17 protein-coding genes, 1 other RNA gene and 2 other annotated features are annotated in these 18,830 nt (G+C 36.2%); of the genes, 17 read left to right on the top strand and 1 reads right to left on the bottom strand.

What is annotated here, in order from left to right:
* Positions 1 to 86: 86 nt before the first annotated feature.
* The 6 genes from recJ (at position 87) to JT739_RS10000 (ending at position 6,705) form a co-directional block, all read left to right on the top strand.
* Complete coding sequence (recJ, locus tag JT739_RS10025) at positions 87 to 2,642, top strand: single-stranded-DNA-specific exonuclease RecJ (protein ID WP_237660979.1); 2,556 nt, start codon at positions 87 to 89, stop codon at positions 2,640 to 2,642.
* Between the two features lie 14 nt (positions 2,643 to 2,656).
* Entirely contained in the window at positions 2,657 to 3,169 is a 513-nt protein-coding gene (locus tag JT739_RS10020) for an adenine phosphoribosyltransferase (RefSeq protein WP_237660978.1), read from the top strand.
* Between the two features lie 23 nt (positions 3,170 to 3,192).
* Positions 3,193 to 5,358, top strand: a complete 2,166-nt coding sequence (locus JT739_RS10015) for a bifunctional (p)ppGpp synthetase/guanosine-3',5'-bis(diphosphate) 3'-pyrophosphohydrolase (protein WP_237660977.1) — start codon at positions 3,193 to 3,195, stop codon at positions 5,356 to 5,358.
* 10 nt (positions 5,359 to 5,368) lie between these two features.
* Positions 5,369 to 5,818, top strand: a complete 450-nt coding sequence (gene dtd / locus JT739_RS10010) for a D-aminoacyl-tRNA deacylase (protein WP_237660976.1) — start codon at positions 5,369 to 5,371, stop codon at positions 5,816 to 5,818.
* Positions 5,819 to 5,828: 10 nt separating this feature from the next.
* Positions 5,829 to 6,449, top strand: coding sequence for an MBL fold metallo-hydrolase (locus tag JT739_RS10005; protein ID WP_237660975.1), 621 nt, complete (start codon positions 5,829 to 5,831; stop codon positions 6,447 to 6,449).
* A 67-nt stretch (positions 6,450 to 6,516) separates the two neighbouring features.
* Positions 6,517 to 6,705, top strand: a complete 189-nt coding sequence (locus JT739_RS10000) for a hypothetical protein (protein WP_237660974.1) — start codon at positions 6,517 to 6,519, stop codon at positions 6,703 to 6,705.
* A gap of 47 nt (positions 6,706 to 6,752) precedes the next feature.
* Here JT739_RS10000 and JT739_RS09995 read toward each other — a convergent pair whose 3' ends face one another.
* Complete coding sequence (locus JT739_RS09995; RefSeq protein ID WP_237660973.1) at positions 6,753 to 7,922, bottom strand: S1C family serine protease; 1,170 nt, start codon at positions 7,920 to 7,922, stop codon at positions 6,753 to 6,755.
* 160 nt (positions 7,923 to 8,082) lie between these two features.
* Positions 8,083 to 8,291: a binding site (T-box leader), on the top strand.
* 79 nt (positions 8,292 to 8,370) lie between these two features.
* On the opposite strand from JT739_RS09995, the gene aspS reads away from it, so the two are divergent.
* From aspS to serA, 11 genes are all read left to right on the top strand, one after another.
* Positions 8,371 to 10,140 carry an aspartate--tRNA ligase gene (aspS, locus tag JT739_RS09990; protein WP_237660972.1) on the top strand — a complete coding sequence of 590 codons (1,770 nt, stop codon included), beginning with the start codon at positions 8,371 to 8,373 and terminating at the stop codon, positions 10,138 to 10,140.
* An 89-nt stretch (positions 10,141 to 10,229) separates the two neighbouring features.
* Positions 10,230 to 10,413, top strand: a non-coding RNA gene (gene ssrS, locus JT739_RS09985) — 6S RNA.
* Between the two features lie 34 nt (positions 10,414 to 10,447).
* Positions 10,448 to 11,134 (top strand): ThiF family adenylyltransferase, encoded by a 687-nt coding sequence (locus JT739_RS09980; protein ID WP_237660971.1) that lies wholly within the window; start codon positions 10,448 to 10,450, stop codon positions 11,132 to 11,134.
* Positions 11,135 to 11,202: 68 nt separating this feature from the next.
* The gene (locus JT739_RS09975; RefSeq protein WP_237660970.1) at positions 11,203 to 11,490 is read left to right on the top strand and encodes a metal-sensitive transcriptional regulator; all 288 of its coding nucleotides are present in this window, start codon (positions 11,203 to 11,205) and stop codon (positions 11,488 to 11,490) included.
* 30 nt (positions 11,491 to 11,520) lie between these two features.
* Positions 11,521 to 11,940, top strand: a complete 420-nt coding sequence (locus JT739_RS09970) for a SoxR reducing system RseC family protein (protein WP_237660969.1) — start codon at positions 11,521 to 11,523, stop codon at positions 11,938 to 11,940.
* Between the two features lie 102 nt (positions 11,941 to 12,042).
* Positions 12,043 to 14,667 carry an alanine--tRNA ligase gene (alaS, locus tag JT739_RS09965; RefSeq protein WP_237660968.1) on the top strand — a complete coding sequence of 875 codons (2,625 nt, stop codon included), beginning with the start codon at positions 12,043 to 12,045 and terminating at the stop codon, positions 14,665 to 14,667.
* Between the two features lie 27 nt (positions 14,668 to 14,694).
* Positions 14,695 to 14,949: an IreB family regulatory phosphoprotein gene (locus JT739_RS09960; protein WP_304650990.1), complete on the top strand. Its 255-nt coding sequence runs from the start codon at positions 14,695 to 14,697 to the stop codon at positions 14,947 to 14,949.
* Between the two features lie 140 nt (positions 14,950 to 15,089).
* Entirely contained in the window at positions 15,090 to 16,037 is a 948-nt protein-coding gene (locus JT739_RS09955; RefSeq protein ID WP_237660967.1) for an aldo/keto reductase, read from the top strand.
* Positions 16,038 to 16,052: 15 nt separating this feature from the next.
* On the top strand, positions 16,053 to 16,490 hold the full coding sequence (ruvX, locus tag JT739_RS09950) for a Holliday junction resolvase RuvX (protein WP_237660966.1): 438 nt from the start codon (positions 16,053 to 16,055) through the stop codon (positions 16,488 to 16,490).
* Between the two features lie 36 nt (positions 16,491 to 16,526).
* Positions 16,527 to 16,814, top strand: a complete 288-nt coding sequence (locus tag JT739_RS09945; RefSeq protein WP_237660965.1) for a DUF1292 domain-containing protein — start codon at positions 16,527 to 16,529, stop codon at positions 16,812 to 16,814.
* Between the two features lie 67 nt (positions 16,815 to 16,881).
* Positions 16,882 to 17,080 (top strand) — a binding site (T-box leader).
* A 157-nt stretch (positions 17,081 to 17,237) separates the two neighbouring features.
* The gene (gene serA, locus JT739_RS09940) at positions 17,238 to 18,809 is read left to right on the top strand and encodes a phosphoglycerate dehydrogenase (protein WP_237660964.1); all 1,572 of its coding nucleotides are present in this window, start codon (positions 17,238 to 17,240) and stop codon (positions 18,807 to 18,809) included.
* The last annotated feature ends 21 nt before the right edge of the window (positions 18,810 to 18,830 follow it).

Genomic DNA, 18,830 nt, shown 5'->3' with positions numbered 1-18,830 from the left:
ATATAAAAATGGTATTGGTTTATAATTATATATGTTGAAAATGTAAAAATTATCTTATATCACCCTTTATAAAACCGGAGGAAAGAATGATTTTTGGCAATTATATATGGCAAGTTGATTCTGTAGGGGAAAGTGATGGGACCTATGGCAATCTTCATCCAATAATACTTCAATTGCTTAAAAAAAGAGGTATAGTGACGCCTGAACAGATTCAGAGGTACCTTTTTCCCAAGTTAGAGTATTTATATAATCCAATGCTGCTAAAAGATATGGATAAAGCAGTAAGGCGCATAAAGGAGGCCCTGGCCAAACAGCAGCGGATAGTAGTTTATGGAGATTATGATGTTGATGGGATAACAAGCTGTGCCATTCTCGTCAAGCTGCTGAAAAGCTTAGGAGGTAATGTCCACTATTATATTCCTTCAAGGCTTGATGAGGGCTATGGTCTTAATAAAGAGGCCATAGAAGAGATACATAGTAAAAAAACTGATTTAATAATAACTGTAGATAATGGCATTAGCTCTAATGAAGAAGTAAAATATGCTTCTTCTTTAGGATTAGATGTTATTATAACTGACCATCATGAACCACAACTAGAAATTCCTCAAGCTATTGCTGTAATTAATCCTAAGCAAAGGGATTGCAGCTATCCGTTTAAAGAATTAGCCGGTGTAGGCGTTGCATTAAAACTCGCCCATGCTTTGATGGATACCTATGCTTGTCCCCAAAAGCTATACCAGGAGTTTTTGGAGTTAGCTGCCATCGGAACAGTAGCTGATATGGTTATACTCTTAGATGAAAATCGGATAATTGTGAAAAATGGCCTTGAAAATTTGGCATTTACAGATAATAAAGGCCTTTTGGCAATGATGGCTTTATTAAATTTAAAGGATACTCCGGTTGAACCGTCTAAAATCAGCTACTTATTAGCACCAAGAATAAATGCGGCGGGAAGGATCGCTGATCCTAAAATAGCTGTAGAACTTTTGTTGTCTGAAAACGAAGACCATGCCTTTGAGTTAGCAAATAAACTTGAAAAAATCAATCAGGAACGGCAAGCCCTTGAGGTAAAAGTATTGGAGGAAGCAAAGGAAATAATCGAACAAAAAATAGATTTAGACACAAATAGTATAATAGTCGTTTCAAGTCCCAATTGGCATCCTGGAGTTATTGGGACCGTTGCTTCAAAATTAGTTGAAATCTATTGTAGGCCCTGTATTATGATAGCAGAACAAAAAGGTGAAGGTAGAGGTTCAGGCAGAAGCGTTTCAGGGTTTAACCTTTTTAAAGCTATAGGTGATTTATCCAATTTGCTTATAAAATATGGTGGTCATGAGCAAGCAGTAGGCTTAAAGATAAAAGTAGAGAATATAGATTTGTTTCGAGAAAAAATAAATGAGCTTCATAAAGATGCTTTTAAAAAAATGGATTTAAGGCCAAAACTCGATATAGATTTGGAATTAAACAAGAGGGATCTTACATTACAACTGGCACAGCAGCTTGAACTTATGAAACCCTTTGGTTATGGCAATCCCAAACCGGTTTTTATATGTAGGAACTTGCATATCCTAGATTCACGGACAGTAGGAAATGGGGATAAACACTTAAAATTAAATTTAAAAAGTCATGAAGCAAATATTGATGCTATTGGATTTAACTTTGGCTTATATAAAGAAGATTTAGAAATGGCTTCGATAATGGATTTAGCTTTTAATCTTGAAGTGAATCGCTGGAAAGGTTTTGAAGGATTGCAGTTAAATATTAAAGATTTAAAAGTTCCCTTTTTGCGTGATAAATTGTTAGATGATGTAGAAAAAAACTATTACAAGTACTTTCTTTTAAACTTGAACAACAGAAATAGTGCTGTTTTGACTGAAAAAAAAGGAATAGATAAAAGCAACTTTGTAGTATTAGCTAATAAGACTACTCAGGAAAGAATGAACTATATTAAAGGGCTTTTTGAAACGCAGAGAAAAGTTATTATAGTAGTAAATACGCCATATAAAGCCTGGCAATTATTAACCTATCTTAATGGCTATGATAGTTTAATCAACGATATAAAAGTATTTTATGACTTAAGTTCAATTATAAATAATAGCGCAAATAATTTTATTGTGGTTGATCCCTTTGCTGAGGTCAGTGATGAAAATTTCGATGACATTGTGTTTTTTGATACCCCTTTTAGTATTAAACTGTTAAACGCACAACTGACAAGCTTACCATCTACATCAAAAATTCATATACTTTTTAAGCGAGGGGATTTGCGTTATAATTTTTTAGTGTGTAGGCAGATTTTGCCCAGCGTAAATCAGTTAAAAGCAGTTTATCATACGGTTGGCAAGCTGACAGCAGGTAAATTCGTATGCACCTTGGACATTTACAAACTAATAGATATTCTGCATGAACAATATGGAATTGATATGCATACTGTAGGCTTAATTAATGTTTTTAATATTTTTCAAGACCTAAATATTATTAAATTCAATCAAAAAGGCGGATTATTAAATATAACTGACTATAGAAAACACGATAGTACTTTTAAATTAGAATCATCGCGTACATATATGTTGCTTCATTCACTTGCAAAGGATGTAGTGGAATTTTATAATGAATATTTAATACTTCAATCAAAATTATTTTAGATGGAGGAAAATAGATGGATTTTAAAGAAAAAATTAGAGTCATTGAGGATTTCCCCAAAAAAGGAATTAGTTTTAAAGATATTACGACATTGATAAAAGATGGCAAAGCTTATAAAGAAGCCATAAAATCCATGGCAGAACTAATACGCCATAAAGAAGTGGATTTAATTACCGGTCCTGAAGCTCGGGGATTTATTATAGGAGCACCTCTTGCTTATGAATTGGGTGTTGGATTTGTGCCAACTAGAAAAAGGGGCAAATTGCCTGGAGAGACCATCAAGGCTGAATACAAGCTGGAATATGGTTCCGATATAATTGAGATGCATGTGGATGCTATAAAACCTGGTCAAAAAGTAGTAGTAGCAGATGACTTACTTGCCACAGGCGGTACTATTATTTCTACCATAGAGCTTGTGGAAAAGCTAGGAGGACAAGTTGCTGCAGTTGTATTTCTTATTGAATTGGAAGATTTGAAAGGTAGAGAGCAATTATCAAATTATGAAGTCTTTTCTCTTGTAAAGTATTAATTTATTAGTCAGGGGTGGAAGATTTGGATATCGCTGTTTTGGAAAAACAAATATTATCATATAGTCCATCAGCTGACCTTAGTATAATAAGAAAGGCTTATGAATTTGCAAAAGAGGCTCACAGCGGTCAACATCGGATTTCCGGTGAGTTGTTTATCTTCCACCCTTTAGAAGTTGCTAAGATACTGGCTGATTTAGAATTAGACCTTCCAACTATTGCTGCAGGCCTTTTGCATGATGTAGTGGAAGATACCCCGTATACTATAGAAGATATAGAAAGCAATTTTGGACCAGAAGTCGCTCTCTTAGTTGATGGTGTAACAAAACTAGGTAAACTTGAGTTTAAAACCAAGGAAGAGCAACAGGCGGAAAATCTTCGTAAGATGTTTTTTGCCATGGCAAAAGACATTCGCATAATTTTAATAAAGCTTGCAGATAGGCTCCACAACATGAGGACGCTAAAATCATTGCCTAAAGAAAAACAGTTGGCAAAGGCTAAGGAAACCCTGGATATTTTTGCGCCCCTTGCTCATCGCTTAGGAATTTCAAAAGTAAAATGGGAATTAGAAGATATAGCCTTCAGATATCTGGAACCGGAACACTATTATGAACTTGTGGAAAAAGTAGCAAAAAAGAGGCAGGAAAGAGAAAATCACATAAATGAAATGATAGCCATTCTCAAAGAGCGGCTTACTTCTGCCGGCATATCAGCTGAAATACAGGGCAGGCCTAAACATTTTTACAGCATTTATAAAAAAATGAAAGAACAAAATAAAACTTTCGAGCAAATATATGATTTAACTGCAGTAAGAGTTATAGTAAATACAGTAAAGGATTGTTATGGAGCCCTTGGAGTAGTCCATACTTTATGGAAACCCATTCCCGGAAGATTTAAGGATTATATAGCTATGCCAAAACCTAATATGTACCAGTCCCTTCATACGACGGTAATAGATTCCTCAGGTGATCCTCTGGAAATACAAATCAGAACTTACGAAATGCACAAAACTGCCGAATATGGAATCGCAGCCCACTGGAGATACAAAGAGGGTGCTAAAAACAACAGTGATTTTGAACAAAAACTTTCTTGGCTTAGAGAAATCCTAGACTGGCAAAGGGATTTACGAGATGCCAAAGACTTTATGGAGACTTTAAAAATCGACTTATTTACTGATGAAGTTTATGTATTTACCCCTAAAGGTGATGTCATCGATTTACCTAAAGGGTCTTGTCCCATTGATTTTGCGTATAGGATTCATACTGATATAGGAAATCGATGTATAGGAGCAAAGGTCAACGGGAAAATGGTCCCGCTGGACTATGAGTTGGTAAATGGCGATATAATTGAGATTATAACCTCTAGCCATAGCAACGGCCCAAGTAGAGACTGGTTAAATATAGTAAAATCTCCCCAGGCTAAAAATAAAATTAGACAATGGTTTAAAAAAGAACGACGTGATGAAAACATCGCCCGGGGAAAGGAAATGCTTGAAAAAGAAGCCAGAAGACAGGGATATGACATATACCAGTTAATAAAATATGATTTTATGAATAATATACTTAAACGTATGAGCTTTACAAATATCGATGATATGTATGCCGCAATAGGTTATGGAGCAGTTACAGCAAAGCAAATTTTTCAAAAGATATTGGATGAATACAAGAAGAATGCTCAACCTGACAAACTGGAGCTTAATTTAGAAAAAGGCGATGGTAAATCTAAGATTCAAAAGAAATTAGATCGAGGAATTAAAATAGATGGTATCGGCAATCTGTTAGTCAAGTTTTCCAGATGCTGTAACCCTGTTCCCGGTGATAAAATCATTGGGTATGTAACCCGCGGTAGGGGAATATCAATTCACAGACAGGATTGCAAAAACATTAGACAAGGTAATTTTGACAGAGCAAGGCTAACTGAGGTTAAGTGGGAAGGGTTTGAAGACAGTTGTTACCCTGTGGAAATTCAAGTTTGGGCTTATGATAGACCAGGCTTGCTTTCTGAAGTTATTAATCTAATAGGAGATTTTAAAACAAATATTGATGCCGTCAATGCAAGAGCTACCAAAAACGGCATTGCTATTATTGATTTGATTTTGGAGATCAGCAGTAAGCAACATTTGGAAAGTGTAATGCAAAAAATCTCAAAAATTAAAGGAATATACGATGTAAAACGGGTTATGAATATGTAAGGAGGATTTCATGCGGGCAGTAGTTCAAAGAGTTAAAGAGGCGTTTGTCTCTGTTGAAGGCAATGTAATCGGGCAAATTGAAAAGGGCCTTGTTGTTTTTTTAGGAGTTGCTGAAGGCGATACTATGGATGATGTAGAGTATATTGCAAAAAAAATCATAGGCCTTAGGGTTTTTGAAGATGAGGAGGGCAAAATGAACAAATCCCTCCTAGAGGTGGAAGGTGAGCTCCTTATTATATCGCAATTTACCCTTTTGGGTGATGTGCGAAAGGGTTTTAGGCCAAGTTTTGTGCAGGCGGCTAAACCTGATGAAGCAAAAAAGCTATACGAAGCTCTAATTCAAATTTGCAAAGGTAAAGTTAAAAAAGTTGATAAAGGTCAGTTTCAAGCTCACATGTTAATAAATGTTTTAAATGATGGTCCCGTTACTATTCTAATTGACAGTAAAAAACAGTTTTAGGAGGAATTTAATGTTTTTAAAGCACTTACAAGTCGGGTTTTTGGATACTAACTGTTATATTATTGCCGATGAGGAAAGTAAGGATGCAGCCGTTATCGACCCGGGCGGTGATGCTGATAATATAATAAAAGTAATATCTGACGAAAAACTTATGGTAAAATATATTTTTTTAACACATGGCCATAGTGATCATATTGCAGCATTGAGTAAAGTAAAGGATGCTACCAATGCTAAAGTAGCCATTCACAACAAAGATGCTCATATGCTTTCTTCTCCGAAGCACAATCTGTCAATCTTTTTTGGGAAAGGCCTTACTCAACCATCTGCAGATATAACATTGAATGGCGATGAAATGTTTAATTTAGGAAAGCTGGTTTTAAAAATCATTCATACTCCCGGCCATACCCCTGGCGGCATCTCTATACAAGTTGATAATATAGTCTTTACTGGGGATACTCTGTTTGCAGGTTCCATTGGCAGGACTGATTTTCCAGGTGGTTCCTTAGATGAACTTATCAGCTCCATTAAGAATAAGTTATTAATTTTGGAAGACGATACAAAAATATTTCCAGGGCATGGTGAACCATCTACCATAGCCTATGAAAAAAGCATGAATCCCTTTCTGCAGTAACTATATCTCTAAACATATTTTTTTTTATTTAGGGAAAACTAGGAATAGTGCTGCGGGAGGGATAAATTTGGCCAAGAAAATCAAGAGTTTTAAAAAATTATTAAATTATTATGATTGCTATTCGGATATCCTCGATATTATCAGTCAAGATGATGATATTTCCGATGAAGATATAGCCCATTATGCAAATATAGATATTGACACGGTAAAGAGTATTAAAAAGAAATGGGCCAACGAATCCCTTTGGAATTCCTAAAAAAATAACCCGGCAAGAAGTTAAGTTGCCGGGATTTTGAGTATAATCTATGATTGTTTTCCAACTACAACGGTAACGAATTGGGTTTGACCGTTTCGCAATATTAACATTACTAATTTATCATTAACTTTAGATTTGCTGACGATATTACTGACATCATTTGAATTATTTATCTCAGTATCGTTAATCTTTAATATTACATCACCGCGCTTTAAACCTGCTTTTTCCGCTGGGCTGCCTGAAACCACATCTGCAATAATAGCTCCTTTGGCTTCTTTGAGCTTAAAGTATTCTGCTAAATCTTTCGTCAAATCTTGAAGAGCTACACCTATGAATGGCCTTGTTACTGAACCGGTTGTTATAAGTTCATCAAGAACTTCTTTAGCTGTGTTTATTGGTATGGCAAAACCGATACCTTGTGCCTGTGCATTGACTGCCGTATTTATTCCGATAACTTTGCCATCCAGTGAAATCAAGGGGCCACCGCTGTTGCCGGGATTTATAGCTGCATCGGTTTGAATTAAATTTTTGTAAACTCTTTGTTTGCCTGTTGATGTATCAGGAATAGTCACGGGTCTTCCTTTAGCACTTATTACTCCTACAGTTACTGTGTGGTCAAGTCTATATGGATTACCTATAGCAATAACCCATTCGCCAACACGCATCTCATCGGAATTTCCCATTTCAATGTAAGGCAGTTTTTTAGTAGAATTTATCTTCAATACTGCTAAATCCAGGTTAAAATCTTTACCTACTACAGTTGCCTTAAAAGGTTCGTCAAAGCCTATTACTGTAACGTTAATTTCTTTCGCATTGCTTATAACATGTTCGTTAGTAATAATATAGCCTTGGGGGTCGATGATAAAACCGGTACCGATACCCTTACTCACTTTAGGTGTTGTGCGAAAACTGAAGCTGTCTCCAAAAAAGTATCTAAAAAAAGGATCGTTAAAAAAGGGATCAGAAGGGCTTGTGCTTTCGGCGGTTGTTTCAATATATACAATAGCATCACCGACCTTATCCACAATTTCCGGTATATTTGTAGGTAGGATACCGGTTGACGTCAAGTTAACTTGTTTGTTTTGGTCATTTCCTGCACTAGCCATTGTTTCCGGATAAATTAAGTTATAAGCAAAAATGCCTCCAGTAACCAGAGCAACCCCTAGAGCAATGCCGAGTAGTACTGCAATTATATATTTCTTTTTATATAACTGCATAGTTTCAACCTCCATTATCGATTTTATAACTATTTAAATTATAACCTTTTTTTGTATTAACTTTATGTGAAATTTGTTATGAATTTGTGAAAATAGCTCCGTAAAAACATTGACACAGTGATTTAATTTAATTATAATAATCATCAAAAATAGATATGGCAGAAAGGCAAGGATGGGGCAAAGGCATATATCGCTTTCGACAGGGAGAAAGAGCCGTGATTGAGAGCTCTTTTAGAATAGTGGTATGTCTTCCAACACCCCGGAGCTGAAATCTTGAACTCTAAGTAGAGGTTTACGTTTAATTGCGTTAAATGCTTGAGTGGGATTATCCAAACAGGGTGGCACCGCGGGAAAACTCTCGTCCCTGATATGTTATATCAGTGAGAGAGTTTTTTATTTTTATCTAATTAGGAATAATATTGTTAACTATAGAAAAGGAGTTGATGATATGGGGAAATTTAAACGCAATTTCTATTGTGGCGATTTAAGACCTGAACATGAAGGCAAAGAAGTATGTCTTACCGGTTGGGTTCAAACCCGACGAGATTTAGGAGGTCTAATTTTTGTTGATTTAAGAGATAGGAGTGGAATAGTTCAGGTAGTTTTCAATCCAGATCAAAAAGAGGCTTTTGAAACAGCTGATAAAATCAGAAGTGAGTATGTAATCGCAGTGAAGGGCAAAGTTTGCATGCGCCCGAAGGAAAATGTCAATTCGAAGATCTCTACAGGATATATTGAAGTAATAGGAAAAGAATTGGAAATTTTAAGCATTGCTAAAACACCACCATTTGCAATAGAAGACAATGTCAAGGTTGATGAAAGCGTAAGGTTAAAATACAGATATCTTGATTTAAGAAGACCGAAAATGCAACACAACATGATTTTCCGCAGCAAAGTCAATAAGGCCATAAGGGATTTTTTAGACGAAAACGGCTTTATAGAAATTGAAACACCTATTTTAACTAAGAGCACACCTGAAGGTGCTCGTGATTATCTGGTTCCCAGCCGATTAAATCCGGGAGAATTTTACGCATTGCCTCAATCACCTCAGCTATTTAAACAGATATTGATGGTAGCTGGTATGGAAAGATATTACCAGATTGCCAGGTGCTTTAGAGATGAGGATTTGCGAGCAGACAGGCAGCCTGAATTTACTCAATTGGATATGGAAATGTCTTTTGTAGATGTAGAAGACGTTATTGCAATAAATGAGAAACTGATTAAATACGTTGTTGAAAAGGTTACTGGAAGGCAAGTAGAAATACCGTTTCCCAGAATGACATATAAAGAGGCTATGGAAAAATACGGTTCTGATAAGCCTGATACCAGATTTGGTATGGAAATGGTTGATATATCTGATCTGGTGGAAAACGTAGATTTTAAAGTGTTCAGCCAAGCGGTCAAAGGTGGCGGCTGTGTTAAGGGTTTAACCATAAAAAAAGGTGGAGAAATCTTTAGCAGAAGACAAATCGATGAACTAGGAGAGAAGGCAAGCGAGTTTGGTGCAAAGGGCCTTGCATGGATCAACATAACTTCGGAAGGAATAAAATCTCCCATAGCCAAGTTTTTTGACGAAGCAACATTAAAGCAAATTATAGATAAGTTGCAAGGCGAGACCGGCGATTTGCTTGTGTTTGTAGCAGATACTAATTCCGAACTTGTAATGACTTCATTAGGTAGTTTAAGACTTTATTTAGGGAAAACCTTGAATTTAATTGATAAAAACAAACTTAATTTTCTCTGGGTTACAGAGTTTCCACTACTAGAATACAGCGAAGAAGAAAAGAGATTCGTAGCAAAACACCATCCATTCACATCGCCCATGGATGAGGATATACCGCTTTTAGATGAGAACCCTGCTCAAGTCAGGTCAAAAGCTTATGACATTATACTAAATGGTACAGAACTTGGCGGAGGAAGCATAAGAATACATGATGCGGCTTTGCAGGAGAAAATGTTTAAGGTACTTGGGTTTTCAGAAGAACGGGCAAGACGAAACTTTGGATTCTTGCTACAAGCCTTTGAATATGGCACACCGCCACATGGTGGAATAGCTTATGGTCTTGACCGTATGATTATGTTACTTTTAGGTCTTGACAGCATAAGAGATTGCATTGCCTTTCCAAAAACACAAAACGCTTCTTGTCTCATGACTGAAGCACCCAGCGAAGTGGATATAAAGCAGCTTAATGAACTTCACATTCAGGTAAAAAAATAAATATTAAGGCATATAATGGCATGGATATATTAGCGTAAAACCTTGATAAACAGCGGGTTTTATGGTAATATAAATCTAGAATTAAAAAAGAAACCCTGCTGTGTGCGTGTAAACTGGCATTGTAAAGAGCCAACACATAGATATAGGGAGTCCGGTCTCTAAGTGTGGCATATATGCCCTCTTTGAAGGGAAATATAAAGCACTTAGGAGGACACCCACCTGGTTGAGCCGGGTCTCTATTACAGTCAGCGAACACGGCATGGTGGGGGGTTTTTTATATTTATACAACAATTATGGAGAGATGTTCTTGGAAGAGAGATTTTTTTCTAGAACAGAATTGCTAATAAATAAAGAAGGCATAGAAAAATTAAAGGCATCAAAAGTAGCCATTGTGGGAATTGGCGGTGTTGGCTCATTTGCAGCAGAAGCTCTGGCAAGAGCAGGTGTTGGAACATTTACAATTGTGGATTCAGATATCATTGTTCCTTCTAACATAAATCGTCAAATTCATGCTCTCCATTCTACAGTGGGTTTGCCGAAAGTAGATGTAATGAAAAAAAGGATTCTCGATATTAATCCCGATGCAAAAGTAGTTAGCATTCGAGAATTTTATTCTGCTGAAACGGCTTCCCAAATATTATCAGATGACTTTGATTATCTTGTAGATGCTATAGATAGTATAAAATCAAAAATTAATTTAATTGTCAATTGCAAGAAATTAAATATTCCAATTATATCTGCAATGGGAGCTGGGAATAAATTAGATCCTACTAAATTTCAAGTGGCAGATATATCTGAAACATCGGTATGTCCTATGGCTAGAAAAATTAGAAAAGAACTCCGAAAAAACGGTATAGAAACAGGAGTTAAAGTGGTTTTTTCAACTGAAAGTCCTTTAAGACATCAGCGACCACCAGGTAGCATTTCTTTTGTGCCTTCAGTCATGGGGCTAATAATGGCGGGTGAGGTTATAAAAGATTTAATAAAGAATTGATTGTATGTAAACAATATTGTATAATAAAAATGCACACTATACCCCCATATGGTATTGGAGGTAATGACATGAGGCATGGGCATACCTGTTCTTATTCTGAAAATAAAGTTAATCTCCTTCGGCGTTTAAAAAAAATAGAAGGTCAGATTAAAGGAATACAAAGAATGATAGAAAAGGAAAAATATTGTGCGGATATACTGATTCAGATTGCTGCCGTTAGGGCAGCATTAAATAAAGTAGGGTTGATTATTTTTGAAGATCATACAAAGGGTTGCGTAGTTGAAGCTATACAAACTGACAGTGGTGATGAAAAAATTGATGAGCTTGTAGATGTGTTACATAAGTTTTTAAAATAAGCATATTTTAAATTATAAATGGAGGATTCCATGAGGGAAATAGCTATTGTAGTGGAAAATAAAAATAACCGCGCTCAAGTGGAGATAAGAAAATCTGCTGCATGTGATGGCTGCAAGGGCTGCTCAGTGGGTAGAGAAGGTAAGGCTCTTAGGGTATGGGCTCAGAACCCGATTGGTGCAAGAGTGGGGCAAACTGTTGAAATAGAACTAAGTGCGGCAACGTTTTTATCAGCTACATTGATAGCATATGGTGTACCTCTTCTTGCATTTTTATTAGGCATAGGTTTTGGTTCAAAGGTTGCGAATCTCTTTAATTTATCATCGGCTGAGCTTGTTTCTTTTTTTATTGGACTGGCTTTTATGTCAATCAGCTTTTTTATAATACACTTTTTTACAAGCCGTGAAGAAGTCAGCAAAAAATATTCCTCACGCATAGTAAGAATAATATGATGCTTTGATAGAAAATATTGACAATGATTTATATCTTCTATATAATTGCGTCAGTAATAAGGAAGCTTTAAGACTTTGTAATATTTCGGAGGTTATTTTAAGATGATGACAAGTAAAGAAATTCGGGAGAAATTTTTAAAATACTTTGAGAGCAAGGGCCATACTAGAGTAGCTAGCTCCTCACTTGTTCCACAAAATGATCCCACGTTGTTGTTTACTAATGCTGGAATGAACCAGTTTAAAGATGTTTTTTTGGGACTGGAAAGCCTCCCATATTCACGTGCTGCATCTTGTCAAAAATGTGTGCGCGCCGGTGGCAAACACAATGATTTGGAAAGTGTAGGAAAAACAGCTAGGCATCATACATTTTTTGAGATGTTGGGTAATTTTTCTTTTGGAGACTATTTTAAAAAAGAAGCGATACAATATGCTTGGGAATTTTTAACAGAAGTATTAAAACTACCTAAGGAAAAACTTTGGGTAAGTATCTATGAAAATGACGAAGAAGCTTTTAAATTATGGCAAGCTTATGTCCCGGCCGAGCGAATTGTCCGTATGGGCGAGAAAGATAATTTTTGGAGCATGGGTGACACCGGACCTTGTGGACCATGCAGTGAAATATATATTGACCGAGGAGAAGAGCACAGATGTAATGCAGAAGAATGTGCTCTAGGAAAATGCGATTGTGACCGCTGGCGAGAATTGTGGAATTTAGTTTTTATGCAATACAACAGAGATGAACAAGGCAATTTGACTCCTTTGCCAAAACCCAGTATAGATACAGGAATGGGCCTTGAACGCATAACGACTGTAATGCAAAATGTCTACAGCAACTATGATACAGACCTTTTGCGCCCATTGATTTCATTTGTTGAGGATTTGTCAGGCAAAAAATACGATGAAGGTGAAGAGGGTCTACCTTTTAGAGTTATTGCAGACCATTCCAGAGCTATTACTTTTTTAATTTCCGATGGAGTACTTCCCGGAAATGAAGGAAGAAGCTATGTATTAAGGCGTATTCTTCGCAGGGCAGCCCGCTATGGTAAAGAACTTGACCTTAATGAGCCATTTTTATATAAAATTGTGCCACAAGTGGTCAAGCTAATGAAGGATACCTATCCTGAACTGGAAAAGAGTTTAGAATATGTACAAAAAGTAGTTAAAGCCGAAGAAGAAAGATTCCACGAGACATTAAATGATGGTCTGAAGATATTATATGAAGGTATTGATAAACTATCAAATGCAGGAAAATCCCAAATCCCCGGAGATATGGCCTTCTTGCTTTATGATACTTATGGCTTTCCAATAGATTTAACAAAGGATATAGCAGAAGAAAAGGGTATGACCGTTGATACCAAGACGTTTGAGCAGCTTATGGACCAACAGCGCAAACAAGCTAAAGCTGCTCGCAAAGAAACCTATAAAATTGATGCACTTTATGATTTGTTAGCAGATCTTCCGCCAACAGATTTTGTGGGATATGATTCTTATGAATCAAACAGTAAGGTTCAACTTATACTAAAAGACCGTGAAGTTGTTAAAACATGTAATGACCAATCTGCAGAAGTTATACTTGTTTTAGACAAAACGCCTTTTTATGCAGAATCCGGTGGCCAAGTTGGAGATACAGGTATAATTGAAAATGAAGACTTTTTGTTCGAGGTAGCTGGAACTCATAAAACTCCTGACGGGAAGTTTTATCATGTGGGTAAAATATTAAAGGGCAATATAAATATAGATGATTTAGTTTCGGCAAAGGTTGACATAGATAAGAGACTGAGCACAGCAAGACATCACAGTGCTACCCATTTGCTGCATAAAGCTTTAAAGGAAGTGTTAGGAGAACATGTAAACCAGGCTGGTTCGTTGGTCGATGAACATAGATTAAGATTTGATTTTTCTCACTTTGCAGCACTTACACCGGAAGAAATCCGCATGGTGGAAGAGAAGGTAAACAGTGCCATATTAAATAATTTACCTGTGAACATAAATTGGACAACACTCCAGGAAGCTAAAACGCAGGGAGCTGTAGCGCTTTTTGGAGAAAAATATCATGACCGCGTTCGCGTTGTAAGCATTGGTGATTATAGTAAAGAACTATGCGGTGGCACCCATGTAAATAGCTCATCTGAAATCGGGCTGTTTAAAATAATATCCGAAAGCAGTATAGGCGCTGGTATTAGAAGGATTGAAGCAGTTTGCGGGAAAAATCTAATGGATTTTCTGTATGACACTCTTGATAGTTTAAATAAAGTAGCTGCTCTATTAAAAGCCTCACCTCATGAGGTAACTCAAAAAGTGAGTGAGCTGTTGGAAAAATATAAACTGCAGGAACAAGAAATCGAGTCCTTAAAACAACATGCCATCAACTATGAAGTAGATGAGATACTTAAAGTAAAAGAAAGTATAAACGGCATAAATGTTATATCAGCCAAGACTCAAGCAAAGACTATAGATGATCTTAGAAAGATGAGTGATGTACTGCGTCAGAAGATTAAATCCGGCATTATCGTTTTAGGTAGCATTTGTGACGATAAAACAATGTTTGTAGCTGCAGTTACAGATGATTTAGTCAAAAAAGGCTATCACGCCGGCAACATTGTAAAGAGCGTGGCTCAAATTGCCGGAGGAAGTGGAGGAGGGCGGCCCAACTTTGCCCAAGCTGGCGGTAAAATCCCTGCGAAACTTGACGAGGCCCTTGCTTCAGTTTCAAAGTTGATTGTGTAATCTAAAAAAGCGATGGAGGGAATGATAATGGGGCAAAACATGGGTGAAACGGTAAAATTCAAGGTGGAAAAAGACAGCGATATTGATGCGCGCAAGATTTTAAAAGAAGTATCAAAAGCCTTGGAAGAAAAAGGTTACAATCCAATAAACCAGATTGTAGGCTACCTTTTGTCAGGTGATCCTGCATATATCACAAGTCACGGTAATGCAAGAAATTTAATTCGAAAGCTTGAACGTGATGAATTATTAGAAGAACTTCTCAAAAATTTTATTGAGGGTTAGTTTAAGTATTAAGTGTAAAGAGAAAATTGTCAGCAGGTAATATCATTTACTAGAGTAATTTTTATATTTATGCTAGGTGTTGCCTGCTGATACTTTTTTTATGGTGTTAACAAAGAAAAATTCAAAGAGGTCAACAACTTATGCAATACAATAAACTTGGATGTACTAATTTAATAGTATCTAAGTTGTGTTTTGGCAGCTTGACAATTGGTCCCCTTCAAGCCAATTTATCTATCGAAGACGGAGCAGATATTATATTATATGCTATGGAACTAGGTGTTAATTTTATAGATACTGCCGAATTTTACAGCAACTATCGATATATAAATAGAGCGTTAAAGAAAGCAAAAGCAGAGCTGATAATTTCAACAAAATCTTATGCTTATACATATGAAGGAATGAAACAAAGTGTAGAAAAAGCACGTAAAGAAATTGGAAAAGATATAATTGATATATTTATGCTGCATGAACAGGAAACGAAACTAACACTTAAGGGACATCGGGAAGCTTTAGAATATTTGGTTGATGCTAAAGCAAAAGGGCTAATAAAAGCAATAGGTGTTTCGACTCATACAGTTGAAGTAGTAAATGCAGCAGCAGACATGCAAGAAATAGAAATAATTCATCCTTTGATTAATTTTAAAGGACTAGGTATTAAGGATGGAACATTACATGACATGGAAATTGCGATACAAAAAGCGTATAAAAATGGCAAAGGCATATACGGTATGAAGGCTTTAGGCGGTGGAAATCTAATAAAAAATAAAGAACAAGCCTTTTCTTATATTTTATCATTCCCATACCTTGATTCGGTAGCTGTGGGCATGCAATCTCGTGATGAGGTCATGGCAAATGTTAACATATTTGAAGGAAAAACAGTAAATCCTGATATTCAGAAAAGATTGAGCAAAAAGAAAAGAAAACTATTAGTAGAAGATTGGTGTCAAGGTTGCGGAGAATGCGTAAGGCACTGTCGATACAATGCACTTTCTATTCATAATGGCCGATCAGTTGTAAACCCCAAAGCTTGTATTCTTTGTGGCTACTGTGCTGGATATTGTCCTGAATTTTGCATAAAAATATTTTAAAAGGAGTAATTTTTAATGCGCATTTTGGGCTTAGATATTGGTGAAAGGCGAGTTGGCGTTGCAATATCAGATGAACTTGGTTTTTCTGCTCACGGTTTAGATGTAATAGAAAGAAAGAAAAATGGTGAAGATATAAAAAGGATAGCAGAGCTTGTTTCACAGTATAATGTTTCAAAAGTCGTTGTAGGCCTTCCCAAAAATATGGATGGAAGCTTGGGCCCTAGCGGTGAAGCCGTTAAAAAATATGCTGCTAAACTGCAAAACACATTGGGAATTGAATTAGATTTTTGGGATGAGAGATTAACGACTGTTGCAGCCGAGAAAATATTAATTGAAGCTGATATGTCCCGCAAAAAAAGAAAAACGGTCATTGACAAATTGGCAGCAGTACTAATTCTTCAAAGTTATTTAGATTTTAAAATTAGAGTTGACAGCAGGGAAAAATTACAATAAAATATCCTTAATTTAATAAGAATTGGAGTTGAAAAAATGGAAGAAAGAGAAACTATCACGTTACTAGGTGAAAATGGCGAAGAAACAGAATTTGAGATACTAGGAGTTATTACTGTTGAGGATACTGATTATGCGATTTTAGCTCCTCTTGACGATGAAGATGACCAAGCGTATATATTCCGTATTGATACCGATGAAAACGGTGAAGAAATTCTTTCTGTGGTAGAAGATGATGAAGAATTTGAAATGATAAGAGACGCTTGGGAAACATTATATGATGATGAACTGGAACTTGATGCTGATGATGATTTTAATGAAGAATAAAACTTGTGGATAGACATAACTTGACAGATTAAATGTTCTATTTTATAATTGTTTATAATTTAATAATATAAAGACTATGAAGAGGAAAATTAATGAAGTTAATTTTCAGAGAGCCGGTGGTTGGTGTGAACCGGTAGATAACTCATTATTTCCGCCTCGGAGTCGTTGACGAGGAGTCAAACGGTAAAAACCGTTATGTTTAATGAGGGTTGTACTTATTTTGGGAAACCGAAATAGGGTGGCAACGCGGTAAATCCGCCCCTTGTATGGGCGGTTTTTTTATTAGTATTTAGTAAAAGGGAGAGGAGGGAAAAACAGAGAATCAATATTTTAAATTTCGTGTTTAATTGAACAAATAATTGTCACAAATCATGGCAATTACAATAAACCATAAAAAGATTTGAATAAGAAGGGGTAGTTAAAATGAGGGTACTAATATGTGACGATTTGGCACAAGAAGGTATTGATATTTTAAAAGAAGAATTTGATGTGGATATTAAGACTAAATTAAGTGAGGATGAACTGGTAGAAATAATTCCGAATTACGCTGCAATAGTTGTAAGAAGCGCAACCAAAGTTACCAAAAAGGTAATAGAAAATAGCAATTTAAAGGTCATAGGTAGAGCTGGAGTAGGTGTTGACAACATAGATGTTGATACCGCAACACAAAAAGGTATCTTAGTAGTAAATGCTCCTGAAGGAAATACTATCGCTGCTAGCGAGCATACTATTGCATTGTTGATGGCTGCAGCTAGGAATATTCCGGCAGCGGTTATGAGCCTCAAAAACAAAAAATGGGACAGGAAAAAATTTATGGGTGTAGAACTAAGAGGCAAAACTCTTGGAGTTGTAGGGTTAGGTCGTATAGGAAAAGATGTAGCCATTAAAGCTATAGGCTTAGGTATGAATGTTATAGCATATGACCCCTATGTTATAAAAGAGCATGTTGAAAATATTAATGTTAAAGTGGCGGATTTAGAGACAGTATTAAAAGAAGCAGATTTTCTAACTTTTCATGTGCCTGTTACAAAATCAACTTATCACATGATCGACAAAGAACGTATTAATATGATGAAAGACAGAGTGATTATCATAAATTGCGCTCGCGGTGGCATAATAGATGAAGCTGCCCTTTATGAAGGGCTTGTATCAGGCAAAATCGCAGCCTGTGCCTTGGATGTATTTGAACAGGAGCCACCACTAGATAGTCCTCTCATAGACTTGCCTAATGTTATAGCCACTCCACATCTTGGGGCCTCTACTGCTGAAGCACAAATAAATGTTGCAGTGGATGTAGCAAAAGACATAATAAGAGCTTTAAAGGGTGAGATGGTTAAAAATCCGGTAAACATGATATCTATTCGGCCGGAAGAATATAAAGAAATTAAACCCTTTATGGAATTGGCTGAAAAAATGGGCTCAATTTACACTCAGCTTAAAAACGGTCGAATTAGTGAAGTAGAGATGATATATTCCGGCAAAGTGGGCAAATTTGATGTTAGGCCAATAACAACTGCAGGCATTAAAGGCATTTTAACAAACATATTACAAATTCCTGCAAATGTGGTTAATGCCTATTTTCTTGCTAAAGAACGAGGAATTAAAATTATAGAGAAAAAAGTGAGCAAAGATCAAGATGCTCCGGGTACCGTAATATTGAAAATTACAACAGATAAGGGTGTTGGAAGCATAACAGGAACAGTTTTTGGGAAAGATGAACAGAGAATAGTTGCTGTAGATGAGTATAAGATAGACCTGATCCCTGAAGGTTTTGCATTGATGTCCTTTCATAGAGACAGACCGGGCATAGTAGGTGAAGTAGGAACTTTATTAGGTCAAAATGATATTAATATAGCATATATGCAGTTAGGGCGAAAGTCTTATCGCGGAGAAGCTCTAATGGTGCTTGGAGTTGATGAAGAAATTCCTGAAAGTGTATTAAATAAGATCAGACAAATAAAAGACATAGCGGATGCGGTATTCATTAAATTTTAAATTCTGTCAATAACCAGTAAA

The organism is Tepidanaerobacter sp. GT38, assembly GCF_021991635.1.
Taxonomy (GTDB): Bacteria; Bacillota; Thermosediminibacteria; order Thermosediminibacterales; family Tepidanaerobacteraceae; genus DTU063.
This window is presented reverse-complemented; position numbering and strand designations above follow the sequence as displayed.

Coding starts and splice junctions, on each gene's coding strand:
- aspS (WP_237660972.1), top strand. CDS start 8,371: ATGGGGAAATTTAAACGCAATTTCTATTGTGGCGATTTAAGACCTGAA.
- JT739_RS10005 (WP_237660975.1), top strand. CDS start 5,829: ATGTTTTTAAAGCACTTACAAGTCGGGTTTTTGGATACTAACTGTTAT.
- serA (WP_237660964.1), top strand. CDS start 17,238: ATGAGGGTACTAATATGTGACGATTTGGCACAAGAAGGTATTGATATT.
- dtd (WP_237660976.1), top strand. CDS start 5,369: ATGCGGGCAGTAGTTCAAAGAGTTAAAGAGGCGTTTGTCTCTGTTGAA.
- alaS (WP_237660968.1), top strand. CDS start 12,043: ATGATGACAAGTAAAGAAATTCGGGAGAAATTTTTAAAATACTTTGAG.
- JT739_RS10020 (WP_237660978.1), top strand. CDS start 2,657: ATGGATTTTAAAGAAAAAATTAGAGTCATTGAGGATTTCCCCAAAAAA.
- JT739_RS09995 (WP_237660973.1), bottom strand. CDS start 7,922: ATGCAGTTATATAAAAAGAAATATATAATTGCAGTACTACTCGGCATT.
- JT739_RS09960 (WP_304650990.1), top strand. CDS start 14,695: ATGGGGCAAAACATGGGTGAAACGGTAAAATTCAAGGTGGAAAAAGAC.
- JT739_RS09975 (WP_237660970.1), top strand. CDS start 11,203: ATGAGGCATGGGCATACCTGTTCTTATTCTGAAAATAAAGTTAATCTC.
- ruvX (WP_237660966.1), top strand. CDS start 16,053: ATGCGCATTTTGGGCTTAGATATTGGTGAAAGGCGAGTTGGCGTTGCA.
- JT739_RS09955 (WP_237660967.1), top strand. CDS start 15,090: ATGCAATACAATAAACTTGGATGTACTAATTTAATAGTATCTAAGTTG.
- JT739_RS09945 (WP_237660965.1), top strand. CDS start 16,527: ATGGAAGAAAGAGAAACTATCACGTTACTAGGTGAAAATGGCGAAGAA.
- JT739_RS09970 (WP_237660969.1), top strand. CDS start 11,521: ATGAGGGAAATAGCTATTGTAGTGGAAAATAAAAATAACCGCGCTCAA.
- recJ (WP_237660979.1), top strand. CDS start 87: ATGATTTTTGGCAATTATATATGGCAAGTTGATTCTGTAGGGGAAAGT.